The sequence below is a fragment of the Mycolicibacterium brisbanense genome (assembly GCF_001570425.1).
GTDB lineage: Bacteria > Actinomycetota > Actinomycetes > Mycobacteriales > Mycobacteriaceae > Mycobacterium > Mycobacterium brisbanense.
In genome coordinates this window covers 434,580-460,380 of record NZ_BCSX01000021.1, presented here as the reverse complement: position 1 = coordinate 460,380, position 25,801 = coordinate 434,580, and the positions used below count along the sequence as shown (strand labels likewise).

General features: G+C 66.9%; 20 protein-coding genes, 2 tRNA genes and 2 pseudogenes. 9 read left to right on the top strand and 15 right to left on the bottom strand.

Annotated features, from left to right (window positions below):
• Positions 1-241 precede the first annotated feature (241 nt).
• The 12 genes and pseudogenes from RMCB_RS11960 to RMCB_RS36520 form a co-directional block, all read right to left on the bottom strand.
• Entirely contained in the window at positions 242-709 is a 468-nt protein-coding gene (locus RMCB_RS11960) for an SRPBCC family protein (protein WP_062828944.1), read from the bottom strand.
• A 7-nt stretch (positions 710-716) separates the two neighbouring features.
• A complete protein-coding gene (locus RMCB_RS35815; RefSeq protein WP_131805513.1) occupies positions 717-1,121 on the bottom strand; it encodes a hypothetical protein in 405 nt (134 codons plus the stop codon).
• A 94-nt stretch (positions 1,122-1,215) separates the two neighbouring features.
• Positions 1,216-1,288: transfer RNA gene (locus RMCB_RS11950), tRNA-Ala, on the bottom strand.
• 162 nt (positions 1,289-1,450) lie between these two features.
• Positions 1,451-1,524: transfer RNA gene (locus tag RMCB_RS11940), tRNA-Ile, on the bottom strand.
• A gap of 83 nt (positions 1,525-1,607) precedes the next feature.
• Complete coding sequence (locus RMCB_RS11935; protein WP_062828908.1) at positions 1,608-2,504, bottom strand: DUF3566 domain-containing protein; 897 nt, start codon at positions 2,502-2,504, stop codon at positions 1,608-1,610.
• Between the two features lie 49 nt (positions 2,505-2,553).
• Entirely contained in the window at positions 2,554-5,067 is a 2,514-nt protein-coding gene (gene gyrA, locus RMCB_RS11930) for a DNA gyrase subunit A (RefSeq protein WP_062828907.1), read from the bottom strand.
• Between the two features lie 191 nt (positions 5,068-5,258).
• Positions 5,259-6,095, bottom strand: coding sequence for an SDR family oxidoreductase (locus RMCB_RS11925; RefSeq protein WP_062828906.1), 837 nt, complete (start codon positions 6,093-6,095; stop codon positions 5,259-5,261).
• 44 nt (positions 6,096-6,139) lie between these two features.
• Positions 6,140-8,431 (bottom strand): TPR repeat domain-containing protein, encoded by a 2,292-nt coding sequence (locus RMCB_RS11920; RefSeq protein ID WP_062828905.1) that lies wholly within the window; start codon positions 8,429-8,431, stop codon positions 6,140-6,142.
• Between the two features lie 2 nt (positions 8,432-8,433).
• On the bottom strand, positions 8,434-8,724 hold the full coding sequence (locus RMCB_RS11915; RefSeq protein WP_029371115.1) for a hypothetical protein: 291 nt from the start codon (positions 8,722-8,724) through the stop codon (positions 8,434-8,436).
• Between the two features lie 167 nt (positions 8,725-8,891).
• Positions 8,892-10,025: pseudogene (locus tag RMCB_RS11910) on the bottom strand (nucleotide-binding protein); the annotation flags it as partial.
• 11 nt (positions 10,026-10,036) lie between these two features.
• Positions 10,037-11,860 carry a type VII secretion AAA-ATPase EccA gene (gene eccA, locus RMCB_RS11905; RefSeq protein WP_062828903.1) on the bottom strand — a complete coding sequence of 608 codons (1,824 nt, stop codon included), beginning with the start codon at positions 11,858-11,860 and terminating at the stop codon, positions 10,037-10,039.
• Between the two features lie 22 nt (positions 11,861-11,882).
• Positions 11,883-12,935: pseudogene (locus RMCB_RS36520) on the bottom strand (nucleotide-binding protein); the annotation flags it as partial.
• 461 nt (positions 12,936-13,396) lie between these two features.
• On the opposite strand from RMCB_RS36520, the gene RMCB_RS11895 reads away from it, so the two are divergent.
• The 9 genes from RMCB_RS11895 (at position 13,397) to RMCB_RS11855 (ending at position 18,794) form a co-directional block, all read left to right on the top strand.
• Positions 13,397-13,717 carry a hypothetical protein gene (locus RMCB_RS11895; protein ID WP_234792075.1) on the top strand — a complete coding sequence of 107 codons (321 nt, stop codon included), beginning with the start codon at positions 13,397-13,399 and terminating at the stop codon, positions 13,715-13,717.
• A complete protein-coding gene (locus RMCB_RS11890) occupies positions 13,714-14,055 on the top strand; it encodes a YbaB/EbfC family nucleoid-associated protein (RefSeq protein WP_062828901.1) in 342 nt (113 codons plus the stop codon). The genes RMCB_RS11895 and RMCB_RS11890 overlap by 4 nt, the downstream gene beginning before the upstream one ends.
• Before the next feature lie 217 nt (positions 14,056-14,272).
• The gene (locus tag RMCB_RS11885; protein ID WP_062828900.1) at positions 14,273-14,566 is read left to right on the top strand and encodes a hypothetical protein; all 294 of its coding nucleotides are present in this window, start codon (positions 14,273-14,275) and stop codon (positions 14,564-14,566) included.
• Positions 14,567-14,574: 8 nt separating this feature from the next.
• On the top strand, positions 14,575-15,885 hold the full coding sequence (locus RMCB_RS11880) for a WXG100 family type VII secretion target (protein WP_131805512.1): 1,311 nt from the start codon (positions 14,575-14,577) through the stop codon (positions 15,883-15,885).
• Positions 15,886-15,921: 36 nt separating this feature from the next.
• Positions 15,922-16,215, top strand: a complete 294-nt coding sequence (locus tag RMCB_RS11875) for a PE family protein (protein ID WP_062828898.1) — start codon at positions 15,922-15,924, stop codon at positions 16,213-16,215.
• 30 nt (positions 16,216-16,245) lie between these two features.
• The gene (locus RMCB_RS11870) at positions 16,246-17,310 is read left to right on the top strand and encodes a PPE domain-containing protein (protein WP_062828897.1); all 1,065 of its coding nucleotides are present in this window, start codon (positions 16,246-16,248) and stop codon (positions 17,308-17,310) included.
• Positions 17,307-18,125: an ESX secretion-associated protein EspG gene (locus RMCB_RS11865; RefSeq protein WP_062828896.1), complete on the top strand. Its 819-nt coding sequence runs from the start codon at positions 17,307-17,309 to the stop codon at positions 18,123-18,125. Before RMCB_RS11870 ends, RMCB_RS11865 begins: the two co-directional genes overlap by 4 nt.
• 82 nt (positions 18,126-18,207) lie before the next feature.
• Positions 18,208-18,477 carry a WXG100 family type VII secretion target gene (locus tag RMCB_RS11860; RefSeq protein ID WP_036424881.1) on the top strand — a complete coding sequence of 90 codons (270 nt, stop codon included), beginning with the start codon at positions 18,208-18,210 and terminating at the stop codon, positions 18,475-18,477.
• Between the two features lie 20 nt (positions 18,478-18,497).
• Positions 18,498-18,794, top strand: coding sequence for a hypothetical protein (locus RMCB_RS11855; RefSeq protein ID WP_029371103.1), 297 nt, complete (start codon positions 18,498-18,500; stop codon positions 18,792-18,794).
• 47 nt (positions 18,795-18,841) lie between these two features.
• Here the strand turns inward: RMCB_RS11855 and mycP are convergent, their stop codons facing one another.
• From mycP to eccCa, 3 genes are read right to left on the bottom strand one after another with little or no spacing between them, the layout of a single operon-like run.
• On the bottom strand, positions 18,842-20,218 hold the full coding sequence (mycP, locus tag RMCB_RS11850; protein WP_062828941.1) for a type VII secretion-associated serine protease mycosin: 1,377 nt from the start codon (positions 20,216-20,218) through the stop codon (positions 18,842-18,844).
• An 11-nt stretch (positions 20,219-20,229) separates the two neighbouring features.
• Complete coding sequence (gene eccD, locus RMCB_RS11845; protein ID WP_062828895.1) at positions 20,230-21,723, bottom strand: type VII secretion integral membrane protein EccD; 1,494 nt, start codon at positions 21,721-21,723, stop codon at positions 20,230-20,232.
• A complete protein-coding gene (gene eccCa, locus RMCB_RS11840) occupies positions 21,720-25,736 on the bottom strand; it encodes a type VII secretion protein EccCa (protein WP_062828894.1) in 4,017 nt (1,338 codons plus the stop codon). Before eccCa ends, eccD begins: the two co-directional genes overlap by 4 nt.
• Between the last annotated feature and the right edge of the window lie 65 nt (positions 25,737-25,801).

Here is a 25,801-nt window from a genome sequence, read left to right as displayed (position 1 = left end):
CACCGCCGCCTGCCACCGCCGCAACCGCGATTCCGACACCCCCTGCGCGGCAAGCCACCCGCGCTTCTGCCCATGAGGCTGCAGGTGATACCGATCGACAAACGCACGAACCTCCGCCGCCGAAAACCCCGGGCTGATCGACATAACCCTCCATCCCAAACAGGTAGATGAATGACTCACAACCAGCCTGGCAAAGAGGGCCAGCGCGGGATTCACGACCGTTTCGTCGAATTGGCGGCCGTCAGCCTGCCTCGACAACCGCCTTGATGGCCGCGAGAGTCACCGGGATACCGGACAACGCGGCGTCACTGCGCGCACTGCGATCTGAGCGTCGGCGTCGGCAACCGTAGCGCTCGCGGAAGCCGGCAAGACCCCGTTCCACAAACTTCCAGGACTGGGTCAGCCGGGTACCGCCATCTTCGGGCGCCATCGCGTAGCCCCAGCGCACCCATCCCTCGTTGACCTCCCAGACGAATTCGCGTCCGGGTTCGGCGACCACCACCTGGCTGCGGGTCTGCCACTCCCGTTCGGGCGTGACGTTGCGGCCGGTGAACCAGGCGCCGACTTGCGGCCCGGCATCGTCGTCCCACCAGCATTCCTTGCAGACCGGACTCCACTCGCCGGTGCGGGTCACGTCGGACACGGCGGCGTAGACGGCTTCCGGCGAGGCTGCTACGTGGATTGAGTCAGTAAATTCCAATGGCGGCACCACCGGATTATCCGTTGCCGTCGTCGCCCGCGCCGTGGTTGGGGTTGGTGCAGATGGTCCCCTCACACGGGACCTCGGATCCGTCGCCGTTCGGATTGGGCATCACCGCACCACCGTTGTCCGCCGGGTCATCACCCGCGCCGTGATTCGGGTTCGTGCAGATCGTGCCCTCACAGGGGACCTCGGAGCCGTCACCGTTCGGATTCGGCATCATCGGGACCGTCGAACCCGGAGCCGCGGGGGCGGTGCGCTGCTGGGTCGGGGCGGCAGGTGCGGCGGGTTTCGCGGTGGACGACGACGTCGCCGGGCTGGTACTCGTCGGTGCCTGCTCGGTGGTCTGACTCCCGCACGCGGCCGCACTGCACACCACAAGCGCGGCCAGGGCTGTGACAATTCTCTGGCTGTAGCTCATGTCAGCCGACCCTAGCAACGTCCTCACGAAATTCTGGGATGTTGCTGAAGATGTTCGGCCGCAAGCGATTTCGCGGCCGGGAACTGAAAAGTTGTGGAGCCTAGGAGATTCGAACTCCTGACATCTGCCTTGCAAAGGCAGCGCTCTACCAACTGAGCTAAGGCCCCGTGCCTGGGATCAGGACGGCTCTGCCGCCTGGTGCCACACCTCTGCGCCGTGTCGGGATCGCCACACGATCACCGCCACAGCTGCCACCGCGAGTGCCAACACCAACTTCATGGTGGACCTCCGGTTGGGCAGTACCGACACGACCGGCAATGCCGGTTCCGTGGGCCTAGGAGGACTCGAACCTCCGACCTCTTCGTTATCAGCGAAGCGCTCTAACCGCCTGAGCTATAGGCCCTTATTGGGGACGACCGAGCGACGAGATTACCGTACCGATGCCCCGTCTCCCAAACCGGTTGATTCCGGCCGGTGAACCGGCCGTCAATCCCGGTCGGCGAGCGTCACCTCGATACCGCCGACGAGGTCGGTGGTCAGGTTGTAGATGAACGCGCCGATCGTGGCCATCGCCGTCAGCACGACGATGTTCACCAGGCCGATCAATGCCGCGCCGCCGAAGATCGTGCCGCTGGACACGAGTTCTCCGCCGGCGTTGCCGCCGCTGCTGGTGAGCAGGTCGCCCACGTTGCTGTTGAGCTTGCTCCACACGCCCATGCCGCCGAGCACGAGGTACAGGAACGCCACCGCGATCATCCACACGAAGAACAGCGCCGAGGACAGCACCAGGGCCACCTTCAGCACGGTCCACGGGTCCACGCGCCGGATCTGCATGCTGGCCCGGAGGGGCCCCTTGGTCGACGTGCGGCTGGCGACCTGGATGCGGCTGGTGGCACCCGAGGACGACGAGCGCGACGCCGCAGGCGCCTCAGCAGCCTTGCGCTGCGGAGGCCGTGGCGTGGGCCCTGACAAGTCAGGGAGCTCGCTGGCGTAGGCCTCGGTGCGTCCCGGTTCCGATCGTGACGCGTCGGAACGAGGAGCCTCCGTACGGGGTGGCTCCGGGCGTGACGGCTCGGGACGCGTCGGCTCAGGACGCTGCCGTGGCGGCTCGGCCTCGGTCGCCTCACCGCCCGACACGAAGCGCTGCAACCGCGCCTCGACGCCGGCGGAGTGGCTCCCAGAACTGCGGCCGCTGTCCTGACGAGGCTCGGCGGGCCGGGCAGCCTTGCCCCGCTGCCACGGTGGCACCTCACCCGTCTCGGTGATGTTGCCCGTCGGCCGGGGCACGTTACCGACGCCCCCGCCCTCGGATCCTGAGCCGTTGGTACCGCTGCCGGGCCGGTCGCCCGTACGCGGGTACCCCGGCTCGCTCGGTGAAGTCACCTAACAGCTCCTTAGCTCAGGCCGAGGGCCAGGTGCCTCGGCGGCTGCGTTACGTCTCAGAGGACTCGGCGGACTCGGTTTCTTCCGCATCGGGTTCCTCTTCGGCATTGCGCGCAATCGCAATCAGTGTGTCGCCCTCACCCAGGTTCATCAAGCGGACCCCCTTGGTTTGCCGCCCGGCCTTGCGAACCTGGCGGGCCGCGGTCCTGATGACGCCACCGCCTGAGGTGATGGCATACAGCTCCGTCTCGTCGTCGACGATCAGCGCTCCGACAAGGTTGCCACGACGACGGTCGTACTGGATCGTCAGGATGCCCTTGCCGCCGCGGCCCTGGACCGTGTACTCCTCGATCGCCGTGCGCTTTGCGTACCCGCCCGACGTCGCGACCAGCAGATATGTGTCCGGCTGGACCACGTTGAGCGACAGCAGGCGGTCATCCTCGTTGAACCGCATGCCCTGCACGCCGGACGTGGCCCGGCCCATCGGCCGCAGCGCCTCGTCGGTTGCCGAGAACCGGATCGACTGCCCGTTGGCGCTGACCAGCAGCAGGTCGTCCTCGGCCGAGCACAGCACCGCACCGACCAGCTCGTCGCCGTCACGCAGATTCACCGCGACGATGCCGCCCGACCGGTTGGAGTCGAAGTCGGTGAGCTTCGACTTCTTCACCAGACCGTTGCGGGTGGCCAGCACCAGATATGGCGCATCCTCGTAGCTCTTGAGCTGGATGACCTGAGCGATGCGCTCCTCCGGCTGGAAGGCCAGCAGGTTGGCGACGTGCTGGCCGCGCGCGGTGCGCGAGGCCTCCGGCAACTCGTAGGCCTTGGCCCGGTACACCCGGCCCTGCGTGGTGAAGAACAGGATCCAGTCGTGCGTGGAGCAGACGAAGAAGTGGTTGACGATGTCGTCGGCCTTGAGCCCGGCGCCCTGGACCCCCTTGCCGCCGCGCTTCTGGCTGCGGTACAGGTCGGTCTTCGTGCGCTTGGCGTACCCCGTCTCGGTGATCGTGACGACCACGTCCTCGCGGGCGATCAGATCCTCGTCGCTGACCTCGCCGTCGGCCGGAACGATCCGGGTCCGACGGTCGTCGCCGTGCTTCTCGACGATCTCGGCCAGCTCGTCGCGGACGATGGCCCGCTGCCGCTCGGGCTTGGCCAGGATGTCTTCCAGGTCCGCGATCTCGGCTTCGATCTTGGCGAGATCGTCGACGATGCGCTGGCGTTCCAGGGCAGCCAACCGACGCAACTGCATGTCCAAGATGGCCTGGGCCTGGATCTCGTCGACGTCGAGGAGCTCCATCAAGCCCGACCGGGCGACGTCGGCGTTGGCCGATGCCCGGATCAACGCGATGACCTCGTCGAGCGCGTCGAGCGCCTTGACCAAACCGCGCAGGATGTGGGCCCGCTCGTTGGCCTTGCGCAACCGGTAGCGGGTGCGCCGCACGATGACGTCGAGCTGATGGTCCACGTACAGCCGGATCAGCTGGTCCAGCCGCAGCGTGCGCGGCACGCCGTCGACGATCGACAGCATGTTGGCACCGAAGCTGGTCTGCAGCTGAGTGTGCTTGTAGAGATTGTTCAGCACGACCTTGGCGACGGCATCGCGCTTGAGCTCCACCACAATTCGGATGCCGACGCGGTCGCTGCCCTGGTCCTCGATATTCGAGATTCCGGCCAGCTTGCCGTCGCGCACCTGCTCGGCGATCGAGGTGATGAAGTTGTCGTGGTTGACCTGATACGGCAACTCGGTGATGACGATCGAGGTGCGCCCGCGGGAGTCTTCCTCGATCTCGACGACGCCACGCATCCGGACCGAACCACGGCCCGTCTTGTAGGTGTCCTCGATGCCCTGCGAGCCGACAATCAAACCGGCAGTGGGGAAGTCGGGACCCTTGACCCGCTCACACACCGCGGCCAGGGTGGCCTCTTCATCGGCCTCGTAGTTCTCCAGGCACCAGTACACCGCCTCGGCCAGCTCGCGCAGGTTGTGCGGCGGGATGTTGGTCGCCATACCGACGGCGATGCCGCCCGAACCGTTGGCCAGCAGGTTGGGGAACCGGCTCGGCAGAACCGTCGGCTCCTGCACGCGCCCGTCATAGTTCGGAATGAAATCGACTGTCTCCTCATCGATTTCACGCAGCATCTCCATGGCCAGCGGAGTCAGCCTGGCTTCTGTGTACCTCATCGCGGCCGGCGGGTCGTTACCCGGCGAGCCGAAGTTGCCCTGGCCGTCGACCAGCGGGTAGCGCAACGACCACGGCTGGGCCATCCGGACCAGGGTGTCGTAGATCGACGCGTCACCGTGCGGGTGATAGTTGCCCATCGTCTCGGCAACCGAACGCGCGGACTTCGCATGGCTGCGGTCCGGCCGGAACCCGGAGTCGTACATCGCGTAGAGCACCCGGCGGTGCACCGGCTTGAGACCGTCGCGCACCTCCGGCAGCGCGCGGCCGACGATCACGCTCATGGCGTAGTCGATGTAGCTGCGCTGCATCTCCTGCTGAATGTCGACCGGTTCGACGCGGTCTGAGGCGCCGTCGCCAGGCGGCAACGTGGTGTCTGTCATCTAATCCTCGTTCGTCAGGCACGCCCGGGCGACCAGAGCAACCTCGGGCAACCCCCAAAGTCTAGTTGGTCAGTAGCTCAGCACCTCCAGACGCGTCGGAGCAATCTCGTCAAAAGGTTTTCGGGTGCGGCCGACGGAAGGCCTGTGCACCTGCGCTAACAGCCGGTGTTACAGAAGTTGCACAAGTCACATCAGCCGGCTTGTGCGACGCGCGCGCGTTCGCGTACGGAGGCGACCACACCGCCGTCGTTGAGGATGTCGGTGCCCGTCAGATAGCCGGCCCGGTCACTGGCGCAGAACGCGAACAGCTCGGCCATCTCTTCGGGCTTGCCCCACCGCGGCACGGCGGCGTCGGCGACCATCGCGCCGGCACCGGCCTGCTCCTCGAGCCGGCCCATCTCGGTGTCCACGGATCCGGGGGACACCGAGACGATCCGCAACCCGCGGGAGTTGAACCGCTCGGCCTGCGACGAGCTGTACCACTTCACGAAGTTCTTGCTGACGGCGTAGGCGAGCCCGGCGCGGGCCTGCTCACCGCCGATCCCGCAGGCAGCGGCCATGCCGCTCATGAACTGCTCCTCGTCGCGCAGGGCCAGCGGGAATTGCGCGGCCGGGATCAACGCATCGGGCAGCAGGTGCGCGGCCATCGACGCCACGTTGACGATGGCGGCGCCTTCCGGAGCAGCGGCGTAGAAGACCTCGTTGACGTTGACCGTGCCGAGCGCATTGGTCCGCATCACGTAATCACCGTCGCCCATGCTGGGGCTCACGCCCGCGGCGTGGATCACCGAAGCGACGGGCCCGAGGCCGGAAGCGGTATCGAACAGCTCGTCGACCGCCTGCCGGTCGGTGACGTCGCAGTTGACGGCGGTGGCATCGATGCCGAGGTCACTGAGTTGAGACAGCGCGGTGTCGAGCCGGTCCTGCCGCACATCGCACAGAACGACGCTGTGATCGCGGCCGACGATCTTGGCGGTGGCAGTGCCCATGCCGCCCGCGCCACCGGTGATCACCGACACTCGAGTCATACCGCGGACCGTAACGAAATCGGCCCGATCTGTCACGCTTCGAGTTACCTGCCCGACTTGCTCTGGATCACCCCGGCGCGCGCCCCGACGTCGTACTCGTTGGTCCATTGCTCGAGGTCGATGCCGTAGGCGGCCTTCAACCGGTCCTTGAGCAGCTCCTGTTCGGTCAGGCCCTGAACCACAAGACGAACGTCACCGTCGGGCTCGGTCTCCCGCAGGGACGCCAGCGCCGGATCGTTGACGACGGCGGGGTCCCTGCTCTCCAACCCGTTGAGCACGTTCTGCATGGTCACGCTCGAGTCGACCTCGTTGGTCGCGTGCTGGTACGGCACGCCGTTCTGCGGATTGGTCACGGCCTGCTGATCGACAATGCCCATCAGCGCCAGCTTGGCCTGCGGGGCGATGATGTCGACGGCCCACTTCGCCGGTTTCATACCGGCTGCGTCAAATGCCGTGGTGGCCACGGATTTCGCGGTGTCGAAGTTCGCGGAGTTCACGGCGTACTGCCACTGCGCGTTGTAGACGTCGTTCTGGCCCATGGTCGTCTTCGCGTCGAGGGTGCCGTCGACCAGGGCGCTGTGCATCTGCCCGGCGAGCTGACCGTAGGTGCTCACGCCGTTGCCGCTGCCGTACTGCGCTGCGAGCGCATTCTCCTGCGCGTAGGTGTAACTGGCAGCCTTCACACCCGCCTCGGGGTCGCTGGCCAGCACCGCGTACATGTTGGCCAACTGGCTTTTCTGCTCGAAATGATGGACGCCCGGGATGGTTTCGGCACCGGCGAACGTGCTGTAGTACGGCGCCAGATCGTCGGCGAGGTTGCGCATCAGATCGGGATTGAGCTGACCGGCCGACATCTTGTCCTGATACCCCGGGACCCGCAGCAGGTCCTTTTTGTGATCGGCCATGTAATCGGCTGTGGCTTCGGCGATCTGGCCGTGCAGCTGAGCGTTCTTGGTGTCCACCGGATCACCTGGCTTGGCGACGGCATCGTCAGCGGTGGTGTGAAACAACTCGGACACGGTCTTGCCGTTGTCGGGCCATTCGTGCTGAAACACGTCGCCGACCAACCGCTGACCGGTGTGCGGATCGGTCACAGCCGCAGCGACGGCGAACTTGTCGTCGGCGACCGCGTGGAACATCGGCTCGGTGATCTGCTCCTTCTTCGGGTCCGCACCGTGACCGTCGATCGAGAACATCGTCGTATCCTTCGGGCCCGTCTCGGCACGCACCTGCGCGTCGAGATACTGCCCCGCGACATCCATCACCTTGCCGTCGAGGCTCGAGCCGGCCCGCATGTTGGCGTCGCCCATCCCCGCGATCCGGGCGATGGCCTGGTTGGTGCCGACCCCGTTGACGTTGACGGTGTTGAAGAGAATCGGGAACCCTGTGCTCTGGGTGCCTGCCATGGTGGATCCGTACTGCACCAGGTCTTTACGGGTCAGCGAGTCACGCATCTTCTGCGGCAACAGGTTGAAACCGCCGCTGGTCGGGACGTCGACGTTGCCTTCGACCGACGCCGTCACCCGCCCGTTGGACGCGATCTGGAACGTGTTGGCCATGCCCGTGCGGGCATCGGTGGGCAGCGAGTTGAGGAGCTTCTCGATGTCTTCGGGCGACTTGCCGTCCAGCGAGCGCATCAGGGCGTTGATGTACTCCATCTGCGAGGCAGGAATGTCCACGGGCTCACCGGATTGCAGCGCTTTGAGCTGTTCGGGAGTCAGCGATCCCGCTTCTTTGAGGCGCTGCAGCACATCCGGCGGGATCTTGCCGCTCTGCAACGCCTGTCCATCCGAGGTGCCCTGCTGGCCGCTCAGCGACGTCGGATTGGTGAACTTGGCGATCAAGTTGGCGGCCAGCCCGTTGATGGTCTTGGCCCCGTTGGAATCGGCGGTGACCAATGCGTTGACCAGCGTGGTGAGTTCCCCGGCGTACTGGCGGGCCAGCGCCGCACGCTGCCCGGTGTCCTGAATCCCGGACGTGTCGGTCACCGACCAGTTGTCCCAGACCGTGAACTGCTGGGCCGAGATCGCGACGACCTTGTTGAGGACATTGGTGCGGGCCGTACCGATGTCGGTGGCAACGCCGCGCGCGGTCTTGGCGGCGCCTTGCAGCTCGTCGACCAGTTTCACCGCGACCTTACGGTCGTCGCCAGCCCGGTTCTGCGCGGCCTCGGCAGCCTTGCCTTCCCAATAACCGCCACTGGCAGTGTTTTTCACCAGGGACACATACGAGTCGAACTTCTGCTCGAGCGTCGTACCGAGCTTGTCCCAGCCGGCGGCGATGTTGGAGACGACGTTGGGGTCCATGCTCTGGACCTGGGATTTGGTGAATCCCACTGTCATTCACCCCAATTGCCGGTGGCATTGGTGAACATGGTGACCATGTCCAGCGTCTTGGTGTCGTCGGCGTTCTTGAACTTGTCGGCACAGTTGACCATGATCTCGCCGGTCTCCGACAGACGCTCCGAGAACGACGGGATCAACGTGGTGTTCAGGACGTCGTACTGGATGTGCTGCATCGCGCCGACGGATTGCAGCGCCGCGGAATCGGTGCCCAGCATCATGGGCCCGAACTTGAGCCCCGTCACCTCGGCACCCAGTGTCGCCAGATGCCCGGCGACCGTACGCATTTGGTCCAAATCCGCTTTCAACGTCACAGCTGACCCCTACCGAGTCGAGTTGGTACTGAGTTGGGTTGGTCTTCGGACGGTCGCCGCGGGATCGCCCGGCACAGCGCTAGCGAAAACTGTAGTCTCCGAATCTTTTGGCATGCAACAGTCATGACGCCTCCGGTGCCTCATCTGGCAGGGGTTATCGGGACGAACTGGCCATGTTCGCGATAACTGAACGCGTCGGCCACCGTCGCCGCCAACTCGATGAACGCGTCCTGCGTCTTACGATTCATCAAGCTCAGGACCACTTCCGACCCCTCGGCCAGATGATCGTCGAACGGGATGAAATGAACAGCACGTGAACGACTTTGGAAATATTGCATCAGCTGCTCGATATCCATCGACGTGGCGCCGGGGCGAGCGGAACTGACGACGACGACAGCGTTCGCCACAAGATGTTCGTATCCCTGGTGGGCCAGCCAGTCCAGGGTGCCCGACGCGCTGCGGGCCCCGTCCATGGCCGGTGACGTCACCAGGATGATGGCGTTGGCCTCGTCGAGAACCCCGGTCATCGCCGAATGCATGAGTCCCGTACCGCAATCGGTGAGGATGATGTTGTAGAACCGCTGCAGCAGCGAGATCACCTGCCGGTAGTCATCTTCGGAGAACGCCTCCGACGCGGCAGGATCGCGTTCGGAAGCCATGATCTCCAGCCGGCTCTCACTCTGCGAGGTGTAGGCCCGCACATCGGAGTACCTCCGGATCGACGTGTCGGCAAGCAGATCGCGCACCGTGGCCCGGGTCTGATCCGGCCCACGCTGTGCCAGCGTCCCGAAGTCGGGGTTGGCGTCGACGGCGATCACGCGGTCCCCGCGAACCGACGCCAGCGTCGCACCCAAAGCGACCGTGGTGGTGGTCTTTCCGACACCACCCTTGAGAGACAGCACCGCGATGCGATAGTCCCCGCGCACCTGCCGGTTGACCCGGGCGACCAGCGCACGCCGATTGCGCTCGTACGGGGATTCACCCGGATTGACCGCCCCGCCGGTCAGGGCATACACCAGCCTGCGCCAGCCGCGCGTCGGCCGACGCTGCACCGGCGCGATCAGCCGCAGGTGCTCCGGGCCCGGAACGACCGGTTGGCCCATCATCGCCCCCGGATGGTGTCCGGTGACGAACGGCGTCTGCAACGGAACCGGCGGCGCCGGCACGTAGCGGACCGGAGGACCGGCGGGGCGCACGATGAACTGCGTCGGATCGTCCGGACTGAACGTGCCTGCCTGCTCGAGATTGCGCGGGATCAGCCGCGTCGGGTCGTCGTACTCGTGGCTCATGCGTCGGCCTTGTGCATCTCGAGGACGTTCTTGAGCGCCGCCCGCATGTCGGCGAGCTCGATGCGCATCAGGAGGTCTTCGCTGAGTGCCTCGAGATCCACGTCAGGATCCTCACTGAGCCGGAATGCCCGCTCCTCTTCGGCGGATTCGACCACGTTGCGCACGAAGCGCCCGTTGCCGGCGATGTCGATGGCGCGGCGGGCCACTCCGGTCTGGTCGATCGCCTCGGTGTCGCACAACTGCTGGCAGATCAGGATCAGCTCCTGGTAGGCATCGTCGGTGAGTTCGGAGTCGCGTGCCTTGGCGATCATCTGGGCGATATCGCCGAGTTCTGTGGCGCTGTACGAGCTGAACCGGATCCGGCGCGAAAAACGGGACGCCAGCCCCTCATTGGCCGCGAGGAAGCGATCGATCTCCCGGTCATAGCCGGCGATGATGACGACCAGTCGGTCTCGGTCGTCCTCCATCCTGGCCAGCAGCGTGTCGACGGCCTCCCGGCCGAACGCGTCGCCCCCGGCCAGACCGGACTGGATCAACGTGTAAGCCTCGTCGATGAACAACACCCCGTCGAGCGCCCGATCGATGAGTTCGGAGGTCTTGATGGCAGTGCTGCCGAGGTGCTGGCCGACGAAATCGGCACGCGTGGCCTCGACCACCGACGAGGTTTTCAGCAACCCCAGCCCGCAGTAGATCTTGGCGATCACGCGAGCGATGGTGGTCTTGCCGGTACCGGGCGGCCCTGTGAAAGCCAGGTGCAGGCTGCGCGGCACCGAGCTCAGTCCCTTGTCCTCACGGACTTTCGCCAGCTTGGCCGTCGACCGGAGTTTGGCGACCTGGGTCTTCACCTCGGCCAGCCCCACCTGGCGGTCCAGCTCGTCCTGGGCCTGGCGCAGGTAGTCGTGGTGGCGGTCGGCGGCCTCCTCGTCGGCGATCTCCACGCGGGTACGCGCAGACTTGGGATCCCACCTGTCGGTGCGCGAATCGATGGTCTCCTGATCGGTGATGACGAGCCGGTACTTCGGATCGCGCAGCGCGACGATGTTCGCGGTGAAGCTCGGATCCTCGCTGTAGATCCGTTCGAACACCGCCCTGGCGTCGTCCTCACGCCCCATCTCGCGCAGGGTGAGCGCGCGGCAGAACTCGGAGGCCTGGCGCGCGGCGGGGATCGGGCCTGCCGCTGCCAGCTCGAGCCGACGCACCGCTTCGCCGAACAATCCGAGCTGGGCACATGCGCTGCCCACCATCATGTTGGCGCCCGCCCCGATGTACTCGTCAGTGAAGCTGGCCGAATTCGCCAGTGTGACAAGCACATCCGGCCAGCGCTGGGTGAGAAAGTGTAGAACACCTCGAATGTAGGTGCAGATCTCCGTGGAATTCGCGTCGCCGCCGGGCATTCTGGCGCGGATGCGGTCCAGCTCGTCGAGCGTGCGCTCGGCTTCGCTGTAATCGTGGCCGGCGATCATGCTCGCGGCGTACGCCAGCCAGATCTCGGTGAACGAACTCAGGTCGTAGTCGATGTAGAGGTTGGTCTGGAAGCGGCCCGCCAGTGCCCGGCCGGGCAGTCCCAGCCTGCGCTGTTCCCGGAACAGCGTCAGGGTGCTGGTGCGGTAGAGGTGGTAGATGATCTCGGGATTCGATTCGCCCGCGGCAACGCGACCGAGCCAGGCGTCGCACATATCGGGGTCGTATTCGGTGGCCCGGGCGAATGCCAACTTCGCGTACTCGATGTCGCGGTCCGCCTCGACCCCGTTGATGGGAATCCCCAGCGAGAGAACCCCCGCGTCGAATACCCGCTGCGCGTCTCGGGTGCGTCCACTCATGGCGTCCTGACTGTGTCGTCGTTCAGACGTTCGGCCGAAGCAGGCCGAACTTCTCCGAAATAGCCCCGGCCAGTTCGACATACGCCTCGAAGGTCGCGGGCTTGAGCAAGTCCACGTCGATTTCTCCACCTTCGGCCAAATGGAAGTCGAACGGAATCAGGTGAACAGATCGGCACCTGGACTGGAAATGCTCGTAAACTTTCTCCATATGCACGGCCGAAGCGCCGGGCCGCGCCGCGCTGAGTACCAGGTGTGATTCCTGTGCCAAACCCGAATAGCCGTGCTGGGTCAGCCATTCCAGGGTTGCCGAAGCGCTGCGCGCAGCGTCGAGAGCCGGCGAACTCACCAGGACGACGGCGTGCGCCAGATCCAGAACCCCGGCCATCGCCGAATGCATGATGCCGGTGCCACAGTCGGTGAGCACGATGTTGTAGTAGCTCTGCAAGATGTCGATGGTCCGGCGGTAGTCAGCCTCGCAGAACGCTTCGGAGATCGCCGGGTCGATCGGACTGCCGAGTACCTCCAGCCGGCTCTCCGACATGCGCGTGTAGGCACGAACATCCGAATAACGCGTGATGTTCGGATCGCTCAGCAGGTCACGCACCGTGGCCCGGGACGGGTCGTCGACGCGCTGCGCCAGCGTGCCGCGATCGGGGTTCGCATCGACGGCGATGACCCGATCCGTGCGGATCCGGGCGAAGGCCGAACCGAGGCCCAAGGTGGTCGTCGTCTTGCCCACCCCACCTTTGATGGACAGCACCGCGATCCGGAAGTCACCGCGGACGGGTTGGCGGATGCGCGCGTACACCTCGTCGCGCCGACGGTCTCGCGGCGAATCACCTGGATTGACCCGACCCGCGCTCACGCGGTAGACGGCGCGACGCCACCCCGACCGGGGCGCGAACCGACCCCGGTTGGCGATGGCGGCCTCATCGAGGGGACGAAGCGTGTGATGCGGCGAATGCTGGGGGTAGGCCGCAGCGGCGGGGGTCTCCCATCGCGGCACGTCCCACTCAGGGACTGCACTGTGCTCGTGCACGGTGGCCGGCTGCTGGACCTCGACGCGCTGTTGCGGTTCCTCATCGACCGGTGCGTCAACCGCCGGCCGATTCTGACCCAGCAGTCTCAGCAGTTCCGCGGCTCGTGCCTCGACGGGGTCATGCGGGTCTGTAGATGAATCACTTTGTGATGCCACGGATTCAGAAGCCGCGTCAGTTTTGTCCCACTGCCCGTTATCCGAATTGACAGGTGTGTCAGCAACTTCCGAGTTCTGACAAGAATCGCCCCTGACCGGTATTTCCGACGGAAAGTCGTCAGCAGGCAACGACGGCAGCGACCCGTTGAAACGCGGCGGGTACCCCTGCAACCACGGCGGCTGGGCAGGCGCCCCATGGTGTTTGGCCAACGTCGTCCGGTCCTTCCACGTCGTAGATCGGCGCCCGATTGGTATCGTACTGAATCAACCGGGCCGGGAGCATCCGGCGCAAATCGCCGTTATCTGGCTGAGTAGCAAACTTTTTCACGAGGAGCCCGCTGGTGGATTTCCCGTCTGCACGCTCCCGCACGGGCGGGATCAGTGTCACCACAACCGAACGCGGCCTGCCACTGGCACTCAAAATTGACGCGCGCGAGATGACCAAGGATCCGCGACTGCTTGCCGAGGAAATCCTCGGGCTGTGCCGGCTGGCCGCTGCGCGCGCTCAGGTGGCCCGGCGCCGCGAGTTGTCTGCACACAATGTCGACCCCGTCGTGATCCGAAACCTGCAGCTGGCCACCGAAGATGACCTGCGCCGCGCCGAAGCTGCCGCCGATCGCGACGACGAGGTTCTTCCCGACAGCTGGCTGAGGTCCGTGTGACCGGGTTGGCCGACCGCGTCGTCGCCCGCATCGCGCGGCAACGCGATCTGCTGCACAGCCTCAACGAGCACTGCGATGCCATCCGAGTCCGGGCCACCACGCGCAACCGCGCGGTGTCGGTGGAAGTGGACGCCATGGGCGGACTGACCGACCTGACCCTGGGCAGCGCAGCAACGCAGTTGAGCCCCAACGATTTATCTGAATTGATTGTGAACATTGGGCAGACGGCGGCCAAAGCCGCGTTGTCCCGGCGTGATCAACTCGTCGCACAGTTCCGGGCCGAGTTCGACCAACTGCGGGCCGATCCGTCGGATGAGCCGCACGGAAACCCCACCTAGATCGCCTGCGAGCCCGCATGACAGTGGGCTTCCCCGGATAGCCTGCGCGCCGCGATCACTGCAGCTTCCGCTTCATCTGGCGCACAACGGGTTAACGGCGGTGTCTCGCCAAAGAGACTGGTGCGGGCTAGACTTCGAGTTCGGGTGTCACCCTGATACCGCCCTCTGCAACGGTGCGGCTGCACACAGAACGAAACAAAACTTGGGGAGTTTTGGCGTGAGTTCCGGTTTGACCGCTGTCCCAGCGGGGATGGATGCGTTCGCCGCGGCGAACGCCGTCGCGGGCGAGCTCATCAGTACGGCCGGGTCGGCCGACTCGGCGGCCATGCTGACGGCAGCGGCGGTGGCAATAGGCCCGATCGGGGCCACATACCTGGCCGCGTTCGGGCATGCGCAGGCCAACAACTTGGCCGGCACCCTGCTCGTCGGTGCGGTTCATGCCGGCATCAGCGGCACCACCTCGGCCGCCAAGACCGCCCTGACCGCTGCCGATTCAACGTCGTCGGCCTAGGACTCGCTGTGGGTGCCACTCCTGCGCCGATGGTCGCGGTCACCGCGCCCGACCACCCGACAGCTCAATTTGCCCAGCAGTTACCAGGTTTCGATGCGAGTGCCGCGATAGCAGCTCAGGAACAGAACCTGCGCGAGTACCTCAACCGCCCTGTGCACGAGATCCTTGCCCAGCTGGGTTACCCCGCACCGGATGCCGCATCCGCTCAGCCGCCGGCTCAACCCCCTGGCCCGATGGATCCGACCGCGCTCATCCAGCCCATCACCGACGCGCTCGGCACTCTGGGCACCGGCATGTTCCAGGCGCTCGACCCCACGACCATGTTCCAGGGCATATCTCAGGCCTTCGACGCGTCCTCGGGCAATCTCACCAGTGCCATGGGCAGTCTGGCGGGCAACTGGGAAGGCGCAGGCGCTACCTCCGCAGCCGCGAAGACCGTGGCGGCGATGAAGAACGGCACCGATCTCAGCACGCAGGCGCAGGCGCTGCGCAGTTCGCTGACGGCGGCGGCCGCGGCCGTCAGTCAGACCGAAGCCCGGCTGATCGCGATCATCAACCAGTTCATGGCGACGCTCGCCGCGATCGGCCCGAACATCATCTTCCCGTGGGGCTGGGCGGCGGTGGTGAGCGCCGCGACCGACGCTGTGACCCAGGCCGTCGAAGCCATGACCGAATTGCAATCGGAACTTTCCGGCCAGACCGCGCAGGTCACCGAAGCCGGCCGCGCGTTGCCGGTGACCGAGGCACCGACGACGGCCGCGACCAGCGCCGCGCAGTCGGCTGCGCCGGCTGCGGCATCGTCATCCGGTGGCTCCCAAGGTCTTTCCGCACTGATGAACAGCGTCAGCCAGGCCGCACAACAGGGCACTCAGACGGCCTCGCAATTGGCGTCCCAGCTGGCCGGTACCGGAGCCAAGCAGGGTGTCGGCGATCCGTTGGCGGCCGCGACACCGGCCATCACTCCGGCCGCCGCCGGGCTCGCCCACGCCTCCGGCGGTGGTGGAGCCGGTGGTGGCGGCGCGGCGCTGGGTGCGACAACGTTGGCCGCGCGGTCCACACCGCCGGTGCCGCCGGTCAGCGAGGACGCCGCACGCGCCATCGGACCGGCCCGGACCGGCGCGGGTCTGTCCGGAACGCCGATGATGGGCAGCCCGATGGCACCGATGGCCCACGGCGCCGGTGCCCGCCCCGGCGGGCATCACACCGCACCGGCGTTCCTGCACACCACCGACCACGGTGACGAGATCCTCGGCGACCTGGGGACCGCAGCGCCGCCGGTCATCGGTGAAGCCGAACCGGTGAGCACCAGGAGCTCGTGATCGACCGAAGCGCCCGGCTTCGAAACTGATTGGGGGATGACGATGTCCGGATTGTCCATCGAGACACAGCAATTGACGGAGGTCGGCGCAAGGCTGGATGCGATCGCAAGCCGCCTCGCCGATCTGCTGCAGGCCGAACGAGCCCACCTGGACACCGTGCCGGTGGGTCGTGACGAAGTGTCGACGCGGGTGTCGTCGACGTTGAACACCGTCCACGCGTCGTATTCGGAGTCCGCGGAGGCAGGCATCGCCGAACTCCGGGAGATCGCCGCAATCCTGCGGACCAATACCGGCAAGGTGATCGACGCCGACGCGGAGTTCACTGCCTGACCGGCAACCGATTCGAGGGGTTCCGCCAACGTGGGTTACACCGGTGTGGTGTGGGAGTCGCGCAGTGCCGAGCAGTTGGCACGCGACCTCACCGACGGCCCTGGTCCATCGTCGGTCGGCGACGCGGGCGCCGCGTGGCAACGCGTCGCGACCGGCTTTGCCGCGGCCGCCGACGAGTACACCGAACTCCTTGACCAGCTCCGCACGTCGTGGGACAGCGCGCACACGCCGACGGTGCTGAGCCGCCTGCAAGAGCTCGGGGATTGGTTGCGGGCCAAGGCACTCAATGCCGCGGCCAACGGGCAGCGCGCCGAGGAAGCCGCCGTCGCCGCCACCTCGGCCATCATGTCCATGCCCTCTGTCAGCGAGGCCGTGGAGGCGCGGGCGCAGCGCGACATGATGGCCTCGCTGGCGGCCTACAACGGCGCGGTCCTCAGCGGTCAGTTCGCCGAATTCGATGCCGCCGCCGCAGCCGCCCAGGCCGACGCGGCTGCAGTCATGCATCAGTACGAGGATGCCACCGCACCCCTGGCCACGGCGTGGGACGAACCACCACCGCCGCCGGTCGTCCACGGTGGCCATGCCGGCGCGGATCCAAAGTCCGACGCCGCATCCGGTTCGTCCGGAAGCGCTTCCGCACACGGCGGGGCGGCTGGCTTCGCGCCCATCACCCCCGTCCTGCCGCTGAGCCCCCGCACCGCGCGTGATGTCCCGGGCTCCAAAGAAGTTCAGCCATCGACTCGGGTGTCCGCAGTGAGCGCGGCGTCAGCATCCGGGTATGCCGGCGCGCCCTACGCCCCGATGGCGGGCATGGCCCGCGGGTACGACAGCGGTCGCGACTACGAGTCGCAGCGTCCACCGGAAGCTCTCGAGGGTGGCGGCGAAGCGGGCCTATCGGCCGCCCCGGCGTCGTGGTTACCCGCCGCGCAGGTCAACGACGAGCCGATTCTGCTGCAGACGACCGGCACCACGCTTTTCGACGGCCTCGTCGATCCGGCGCCGCAGCTCGACACACCTGACGAGACCCCGCCCGCCCCTGAGCAGATCGCCCACCGGTGGGTGGCGGTCATCGGCGGCGAGAGCCACGACTCATGAGCGCCCCGGCCACACCGCTTTTCGAGCTGAGCGACGACGAGCTCCACGCCGTCGGCACCCAGCTGGGTATCGCCGAGTTTCCGGTGGTGCTGGCAATGCGGCCACGGCATGACACCGTCGGCGCACTCGAACGGGCCCATCGGGCCGCCGGCCGCAGCCTCGCGTCCCGCGGTTTACTCGACACCGACGGCGTGCTGCCCGAGCTGGCCGACCTCGTGCAGATCCTGCGGCGGCCATCGTACGAACTGGCGCTGCGCCTGGTGACGCCCGCGGGCGTGGCCAGGGTGTGTATCGCCCGGGCCGGCAGCATGTGCGTATCTGCCCGCCGGATCGGCGACGCGGTGACGTTGCGCCCGCTCGCCTCCCGGGCCGGCCTGTCCGAGCTCATCCGTGCGGTGCTGGCCGAACTGCCCGCTGCCGAGCCGGCGTCGGTCGACGGATTCGGTGCGCCCACCGACGAACTCGCCGAGTGCCTGAACGGAGGGCACGACGCCACATATCTGACCGACCGGCTGCGTGCGCTCGGCGCGGGCCTGCAGGTAGCCATGACGCTCGGCGCCGCGTTCGCGTCCCGCCTGGCGTTCGGCGAGATCGTCTGCCACGCAGTGGATCCGTCGACTGATCGGGTGGTCCGGACGCCCGGAGCGGTTGCCGTCTATTACACCAAGCGCGGCAGGCTCGTCTGCGCGCCGAGCCTGTCGCCGACCAGTCAGTTGTGGACCACCATCAAGCCCGGATCGGACCACCGCGTGGCACAGGCGGTTTCCCAACTCGCCGAGCTGGTGCCGACCGGGTGGGGGGAGGCCGCCCAGTAGCCGACGAAAGAGTTGACACCACACAGACCTACGAAACCGCATCGGGTAGCACAACTCAGGAACCAGACAGGAGAACCATCACATGGTCGTTGCACTTACCCCTCAGGAAGCAGCAGCCAAGATCACCCAGATCGATGAGGCCATGGGCCGGGCCCGCAGCATCGTCGCCAAGATGACCGGCGAGACCGAGACCATGGTCAGCGGCCCGTGGAACGGCGTTGCGGCAGGCAAGTTCAGCAGCATGAAAACCCAGCAGCATGACGAGTACAACGCGCTGATCCAGACGCTCACCAACATCGCCGAAAAGGGCAAGACCCACATCCACAGCATCGCCAACGCCGATCAGGCCTAGACCGGAAAGCAGGAACTCCCATGTCATTCGACGGCAGCACCATCAAGTACGACTTCGGCCAGAACCACATGCACCTCGACAGCCTCGACTCGAGCCTGTCCGACGCCCGGGCCCTGCAGCAAGAGGTCGACACCGTGTTCAAGGTGCTTTACAGCGTGTACGAGGGTCAGGGTGCCCAGGCCCTGCAGAGTGCACACCAGCAACTCGCCAATGTGATGGAGTCTGCTGTGCAGGAGATGACCGCGGGCAACCACCGCGGCCGCGATCAGCAGGACCTCATGGCAGCGCTGGACCGCGCCAACGCCGCGGATTTCTGAGTCACCCCGAGCGGGGCGTTCGGTGATGGCCGAACGTCCCGTTCGTGCTATCTCCTGCGGTAGGCGACAGACACCGCCCACGCGAAAACCATTGCGGTCACGCATCCGCCTGCGACGATGAACGAAATCGTCCGAGCGCGGGTACTGACGCGATCAGGGGTCGGTGGCCCGGCGATCGGCGCTTCGGACCGTGGTGCCGGCGGCTCAGCGGGAAGGCTGGCGCTCAGCGCCGCAACCGGGTCGATCAATCCGTAGCCCGTCGCGATATTCGGTCCCGCGCCCGGAGTGTGAGCGGTCCGTCTGATCCGGTCCATCACCTCAGCCGCGGTCAGCTGTGGGAACCTGGCCCTGACCAACGCGGCCAGCCCCGCGACATACGGTGCCGCATAGCTGGTTCCGTTGAGCGGCGCCAAACCTTGCTGGCCCACAATGGCATTGGTCAGACCCGGGCCGACAGGATTGAGTGACACGACCTGCTCACCGGGAGCCGCCACCTGTATCCACGGCCCGTGGAGACTGAAATCCGACGGCTCACCGTAGGGGGAGAGGGCCGCCACGGTCAGCACGTAATCGGTGAACCACGCCGGGCTGGCCACCGTGCGCACAGTGCGCCACGCGGTCTGCACCGGCAGGTTCGGGTCCGTCATCGTGTTCTGGTTCGCGCACGGACCTTGTTTGTCGACGTTGCCGGCCGCCGCGACCACCACCACGTTGCGTTCGAAGGCGTATCTCAGCGCTCGCCCCAGGTCCGCGTCCTCGACGCCGACCGATGCAGGCGCACAGGCCAATTCGGACATGTTGATGACCGTGGCGCCGAGGTCGACCGCCCGTGCCACGGCCAATGCCAGGGTGTGGGTGTTGCCGTAACCGGCGGGCCCGGTGCCTGGGGACACCGCGTTGCGGTCCTCCTGCTGTCCGAATCCTTTGACCGCGAACGACGCGCTGTTCTGCCGGATCGACAGGATCGCGGCGTCGGGTGCCACCCCCGCGAACGCGTCGGAGGGGCTGGGCTTGGCCGCGATGATTCCCGCGATGAGCGTGCCGTGCGCATCGCAATCAGACAGACCGTCGCCGCCGGACACGTAGTCGCCCCCCGGCTCGAGCGTGGGCAGTCGAGGATTCGGGTTGACTCCGGTGTCGATGACCGCCACCTTCTGACCCGCACCCGTCGAGTACGCCCACGCGTCCCGGTAGCGCAGCATCGCCTCCGCGATCGGTGCCATCGCGTAGTCGGTGCCGGGGCGCGTTCCCGTGACCGCGCACACCGTCTTCTGTTCGGTGGGATCTTCGGGGGCGACCGGGCCGGCCGGCGGCGGTCCGGGGGGCACCACCGGGGGATCGACGGCGAATGCTGCTGGGACGTCGAAGGTTCCGATGATGACCAGCACTGCCAGCACACCGGCGATCCGTCGTCCCACGCTCAGCCCGCGCACTGCTACCGACCCGGCACTGCGTCGTACAAGCCGACCACGGCCAGCGCCACCGGGATGAGCGCACCCACCGCGACGTAGCCGAGATAGTCCAACAGCAGTTCTCGCCGGCGCCGGAGACCGGGTCTCGTCGGCAGCACGCCGGTCACCGCACCGCCGGCGAGAAGCGTCCCCAACGCGACCAGGCCGAGGATCGCCACAGGCAACGGTCCGAAGGCCGCCGCCACGACTGTCCGCAACACGACCGCGACACCGAAGGTGAGCAGCGCGGCTTGCTCGGCGGCGCTGCGCGCCGTGCGGAGCTGCAGCGCAAGCACAGTGCCGCACAGCATCGTAAAGACCAGTGCCACCACGCTTGTCGACGAATGCGCCAGCATCTCCGCGCCCAGCGCCAGTGTGGCCCCCGCTGCCGTGTACAACCCGCACCGCACCGCGGCCGCCTCATGCCCGCGCCGCATCACCTCTTCGGCGCTGGGCACGGTGTCGGCGAGCTCGCGGTTCGCCCCGCTGCGCTCGGTGTTGAAGGGGTCGGCGAACGCATCGGTCCGCGCCGAACCATCTGCGGTGGCGCGCACCACGAATCGGTCCCAACCGCGGGTGAGCCAGGGCACCGCGAAGGCCAAGACCAGCGCTGCCAGGCACACCGCCACCCCGAGTTGCCGGTCCGGGACGCCAAATCCGCTACGTAGCGCCCATGCCGTGCCTGCCAGCGCCGCGAAGCCTCCACCGGCGAGGAACCCCCACCGCCCCGTGCCGATCAACCGGTAACAGCCGTAGTTCAGTGCCATCATGGCCGCACAGCTCGCCACCAGACCCCAGCCGCCGGCGCCGGCCAAACCGGCCCGCAGCGCACCGAAGGCGAGCAGCATTGCCGCCCAACCGAAACCGGCCGCGATATGGTCCCGGCGGTAGATCCGGCAGGCCACCGTCGCGGCCGCCACCAGGGCCAGTGCGCCGGCCACATCCAGCCCGACGATGACGGCGTACCGCTCGGCGAACCGCGGATCGACCGCCATCCACACCAGAATCCCGACGCAGGCATAGAGGGCGACCATCGCCATCACGGCCGCCGACGCCGGTCCCCATGCCGCCGATGCGGCCCGATTGAGTTGCGCGGCGGCGTCGACCACATCGTCGTACAGCGCAGGCGGGTGCAACGTCCGCTGTGCGGTCAGGTACAGCATGTCTCCGTGCCGGACCCCGGCGTCCCGCAGGGTGACATCGGCCGGCAGCGGCGCCCCGGCCGCGGTATGCAGCACGGTACGCGACGTCAGCTCAGGGCCCGCCGCGGCCGGTTCGTCGTCCGTGCGTTCGCGCTCGGCGATCAGCCGCGCTAGATACGTTGCGACATCGGCGATCTTGACATCGGCCGGCAAGCTGATGTCGAGCTGGGTGCCCCCGCCCAACACTGCGACGCGGAGGTGCTCGGGCACCGGCGACACCATACGGATCGGCGTGAGTTCGTCGACGCCGGTCGGCCGGTTCCGCGGTGTGGTCACAGGTCGGCCATCCGGGACAACTGAATGACGCCGCCGGGCATGGTCCGTGAGACCAGGTAGCCGCGTCCGGGCGGCATGTCGGTCGGCTTGACCCCGCCGAACAACGTGCCCTCCTCACGCGAACCACTCATGATGAGCGCGTTGCAGGACAGGTCTTTGAGCCTGCCCAGGAAGGGATCGAAGATGGCGCGCCCGGCCCCGCCGCTGCGCCTGGTCACCACCACCCGCAAGCCGATATCGCGGGCCTGGGTGAGGAATTCGGCGATCGGCGCCAGGGAATGGTTCATGGTGCTGACGGCGACGAGATCGTAGTCGTCGATCAAGACGTAGAGATCCGGTCCTGACCACCACGACCGGTCCCGCAACTGCTGCTGGGTGATGTCCGCCGGTGGCAGCCGCTGCTGCAGTATCTCGGCGATGCTCATCATGAGTTCTCCACACGACTGTGCGGAGGTCGCGTAGCCCGCGAGGTGCTCGGTCTCCACAGCGCCGAGCAACGACCGGCGGTAGTCGACCAGATAGATCTTGGCCTGTTCGGGCGAACTGTTCTCCAGCACACCCTGTGCGACCGTGCGCAGGAAGTTGGTCTTACCGGACTGCACGTCGGCGAGGGCGACGAAGTGCGGCTGCGCCTCGAAATCGACCACCACGGGCGCCAACTCGGCTTCGTCGATACCGATCGCGACGCGACCGTGTCCGAGCAGACCGCGCTGCGCGGCCGCCCGGACCACCGGCGCACGCTCGAGGTCATGCGGCAACATCCGCACCTGTGGTGCCGACCGGTCGCCGTAGTGCGCCGCGATCGCATCCGCCGCACGGGCCACGCCGTCGGGCAGATCGTCGACCGCCGAGCTCGAGTCCAGTCGGGGCAGACCGATGAGCAGATGCAGCTTGTCTCGCGAGACACCTCGGCCCGGTACCCCGATCGGCACCAATTCGGCTACTTTACGGCCCATTTCACTGTCGACGGGGTCGCCGAGCCGCAGCTCCACGCGGGTGCCGAGCATGTCCTTGACCGCGGGCCGGATCTCCATCCAGCGGGTCGCCGATACCGCGAGGTGGATGCCGTACGAGAGACCCTGCACCGCCAGCGACTGCAACTGCGGTTCCAGGAATTCGAAGTCGCTGCGAATCGAACTCCAGCCGTCGACCACCAGGACCACGTCGCCGAACGGATCGGCCGCCACCGGGTCACGCGCGGCCTCGGCCGCCGGCACGTCAGCCAAAGCCGCTTTGCGCCTGCGATATTCACGCATCGACTCGATATTTGCCTCGCGGAACAGGGCCTCCCGCCGGCGAAGCAGACTGGTCATCTCAGCCACGGTGCGGCGGATCCGGTCGGCGTCGAGGCGGCCGGCAACCGAACCCACGTGCGGCAGCCGGGACAGGCCGGCCAGGGTCCCGCCACCGAAATCCAGGCAGTAGAACTGCAACTGCTCGGGGGTGTGAGTCGCCGCGGCGGCCATGATCAGGGTGCGCAGAGTCGTCGACTTCCCGGACTGTGGGCCACCCACCACCACGAAGTTGCCCTCGGCCCCGGACAGGTCGACCGTGAGGACGTCGCGGCGCTGATCGTAGGGCCGGTCGATGATGCCCAGTGGCATGCTCAACCGGCCGTTGACATTCAGTGGCGAGTTCCAGTCAGCGCTGGGCAGCAGCTCGTTGATCGCCGGGCTCTCATCCAGCGGCGGCAACCATACTTCGTGCGCCGGGCTGCCGCGCCCGGTGAGCCGGCCGACGACGACATCGAGCAGGGTCGCCTTGACCGGTGCCTGCTGTTCGCCGTCGTCGAGGGGCTCGAGTTCGGTGACCAGTGGTTGCGGGTCAGCGGCTACCGGTGCCGCGGTGAACAGCCGGGGGCGCTGGCCCTGCCCGACGCGCGGGCGGTGCGCTACCGCCCGCGGCTTGACGTATTCGCCTGACACATAACAGGTGTTGAAGCGTGTCGGCTCGTCGGCGTCGAACTTGAGAAACGCCGAACCGGGCACGCTGGGCAGATGGTAGGCGTCCGGTACGCCGAGGACACTGCGGGATTCGCCCGCCGAGAACGTCTTGAGGCCGATGCGATAGGAGAGATGCGAATCCAGCCCGCGCAGCTTGCCCTCCTCGAGGCGTTGCGAGGCCAGCAGCAGGTGGATGTGCAGGGACCGGCCCAGCCGGCCGATCATCACGAACAGCTCCGCGAAATCGGGTTTTTGGGACAGCAGCTCGGAGAACTCGTCGACCACGATGAACAGCGCAGGCAGCGGATCCAGGTCAGCCCCGTTGGCGCGGGCCCGCTCGTACTCGGTGACATTGGGGAAGTTGCCCGCCGCACGCAGCAGCTCCTGGCGGCGGTTCATCTCGCCTGCCAGGGCGTCCTGCATCCGGTCGACCATGGTCAGCTCGTCCTCGAGGTTGGTGATCACGGCCGCGACGTGCGGTGCCGCGTCCAATCCGAGAAACGTTGCGCCACCTTTGAAGTCGACAAGCACGAGGTTGAGCACCTCGGGTGAGTGCGACGTGATCATCGCCAGCACCAGGGTGCGCAGGAACTCAGACTTTCCCGACCCGGTAGCACCGATGCACAGGCCGTGCGGCCCCATGCCGCCCTCGGCGGACTCCTTGATGTCGAGTTCCAGCGGCTGCCCGTTGGGCGTGTACCCGATCGGTACCCGCAGCCGCTCCCGGGGCGAACGTTTCCGCCATACCTCTTCCGGCACGATGTCGGCCGCGTCGGGAATGTTGAGCAGCGTCATCAGGCCCGGGTCGGTGGCCCGGTTCTCCGACTCCAGGCTGACGATGTGGGCGGCGTTGGCCGGTCGGTACCGACCGATACCCCGCGCGACGGCCTCCGCTTCGGCGACGGTCAAACGGTCGGGGGTTGCGAACCGTTCGACATCGGCCGCGGTACGAGCGGCAATCCACTCCGGCTCGACCACGAGGTGCAAGCCGCCCTTGGCCGAGATCTGCTGAGCGGGCGCGTTGAGGTCCAGCAGGGTGGTGTTCTCCATGCCCGCCTCGGTGGCCAGCCGCTCATCGCCTGCGACGTAGCCGTCGTCGAGCACCACCACGAGATGTTTGGTGCCCTGGTTCAACGGCATGGTGCGGCTGAACCTGCCGCGTTGGGCCAATTCGGGCGCCAACACGTGCTCGAGCTCGCGCAGCGAGGAGAACAGCATGCGGCACGTGCCGAGTCCGTCGGTCGCGGTGGCGTGCTGGGTGTGTGGCAACCACTTCATCCACTGCCAGTTCTCGCCGTCCGGATTGGCGGTCACCACAGCGATCATCACGTGCTCCGGTCCGTGGAATGCGGCCAGTTCCAACAGCATCGACCGGACCAGTTGGCGCGTGAGTCCCAGCTCCCCGTCGAAGTCCACGACCGGGAACGCCCGCAGCGAGACCGCCGTCGGCATGGCATGTGCCACCGAATGCGTCCGGACGAAGCGGCGCAGTGCCACTGTGGACACCGGCTCGAGGTCCTCTGCGGGGCCCGTCTCGGGTGCCAGCAGCCGGGTCGCCAGCCGGTGGGTGCCGATGCCGAGCCGAACATGGCAGAAGTCGCTGTCGGCCGGGCGCCGCTCCCACATGCGCCTGGTGCCGACGACCTCCGGCAGTGAGCGGGGATCCGGGTGGCTCCATTCGAGCGCCCGCCGCTGTTCGTCGGCAGTCCGCTCGGCATCGTCGCGCAGATTCGCCAGATACCGGAAATAATCCTTGCGCTCCTCGTTGAGTTCTGCCGCGGCCTTGCCCGAGCGCCCGCCGCCGCCCATGAACATCCCGACCATGGACAGCACCATCATCATCGGGAACATCATCATCATCGGGTTGGTGGCCATGCTGCGGCCGCCAACGGTGAACATCAACGCGATCATGCCGACCACCGCGATGACCATGACCACGGGCAACAGCCGCATCAGCACATTGCCCGGTATGACGCGCGGTACCTCGGGCGGCGCCTGAAGGTTGACCTCGCCACCCGGCATCCGCGGCGCGGCGACGCGCGCACGACGAACGAAACCCTGTGTCCCCACCAACGTCCCCTGCTGCCAAGCCAAATTCTGCAGCTGCTAGTTTCCAGACATCACCATACTGACCG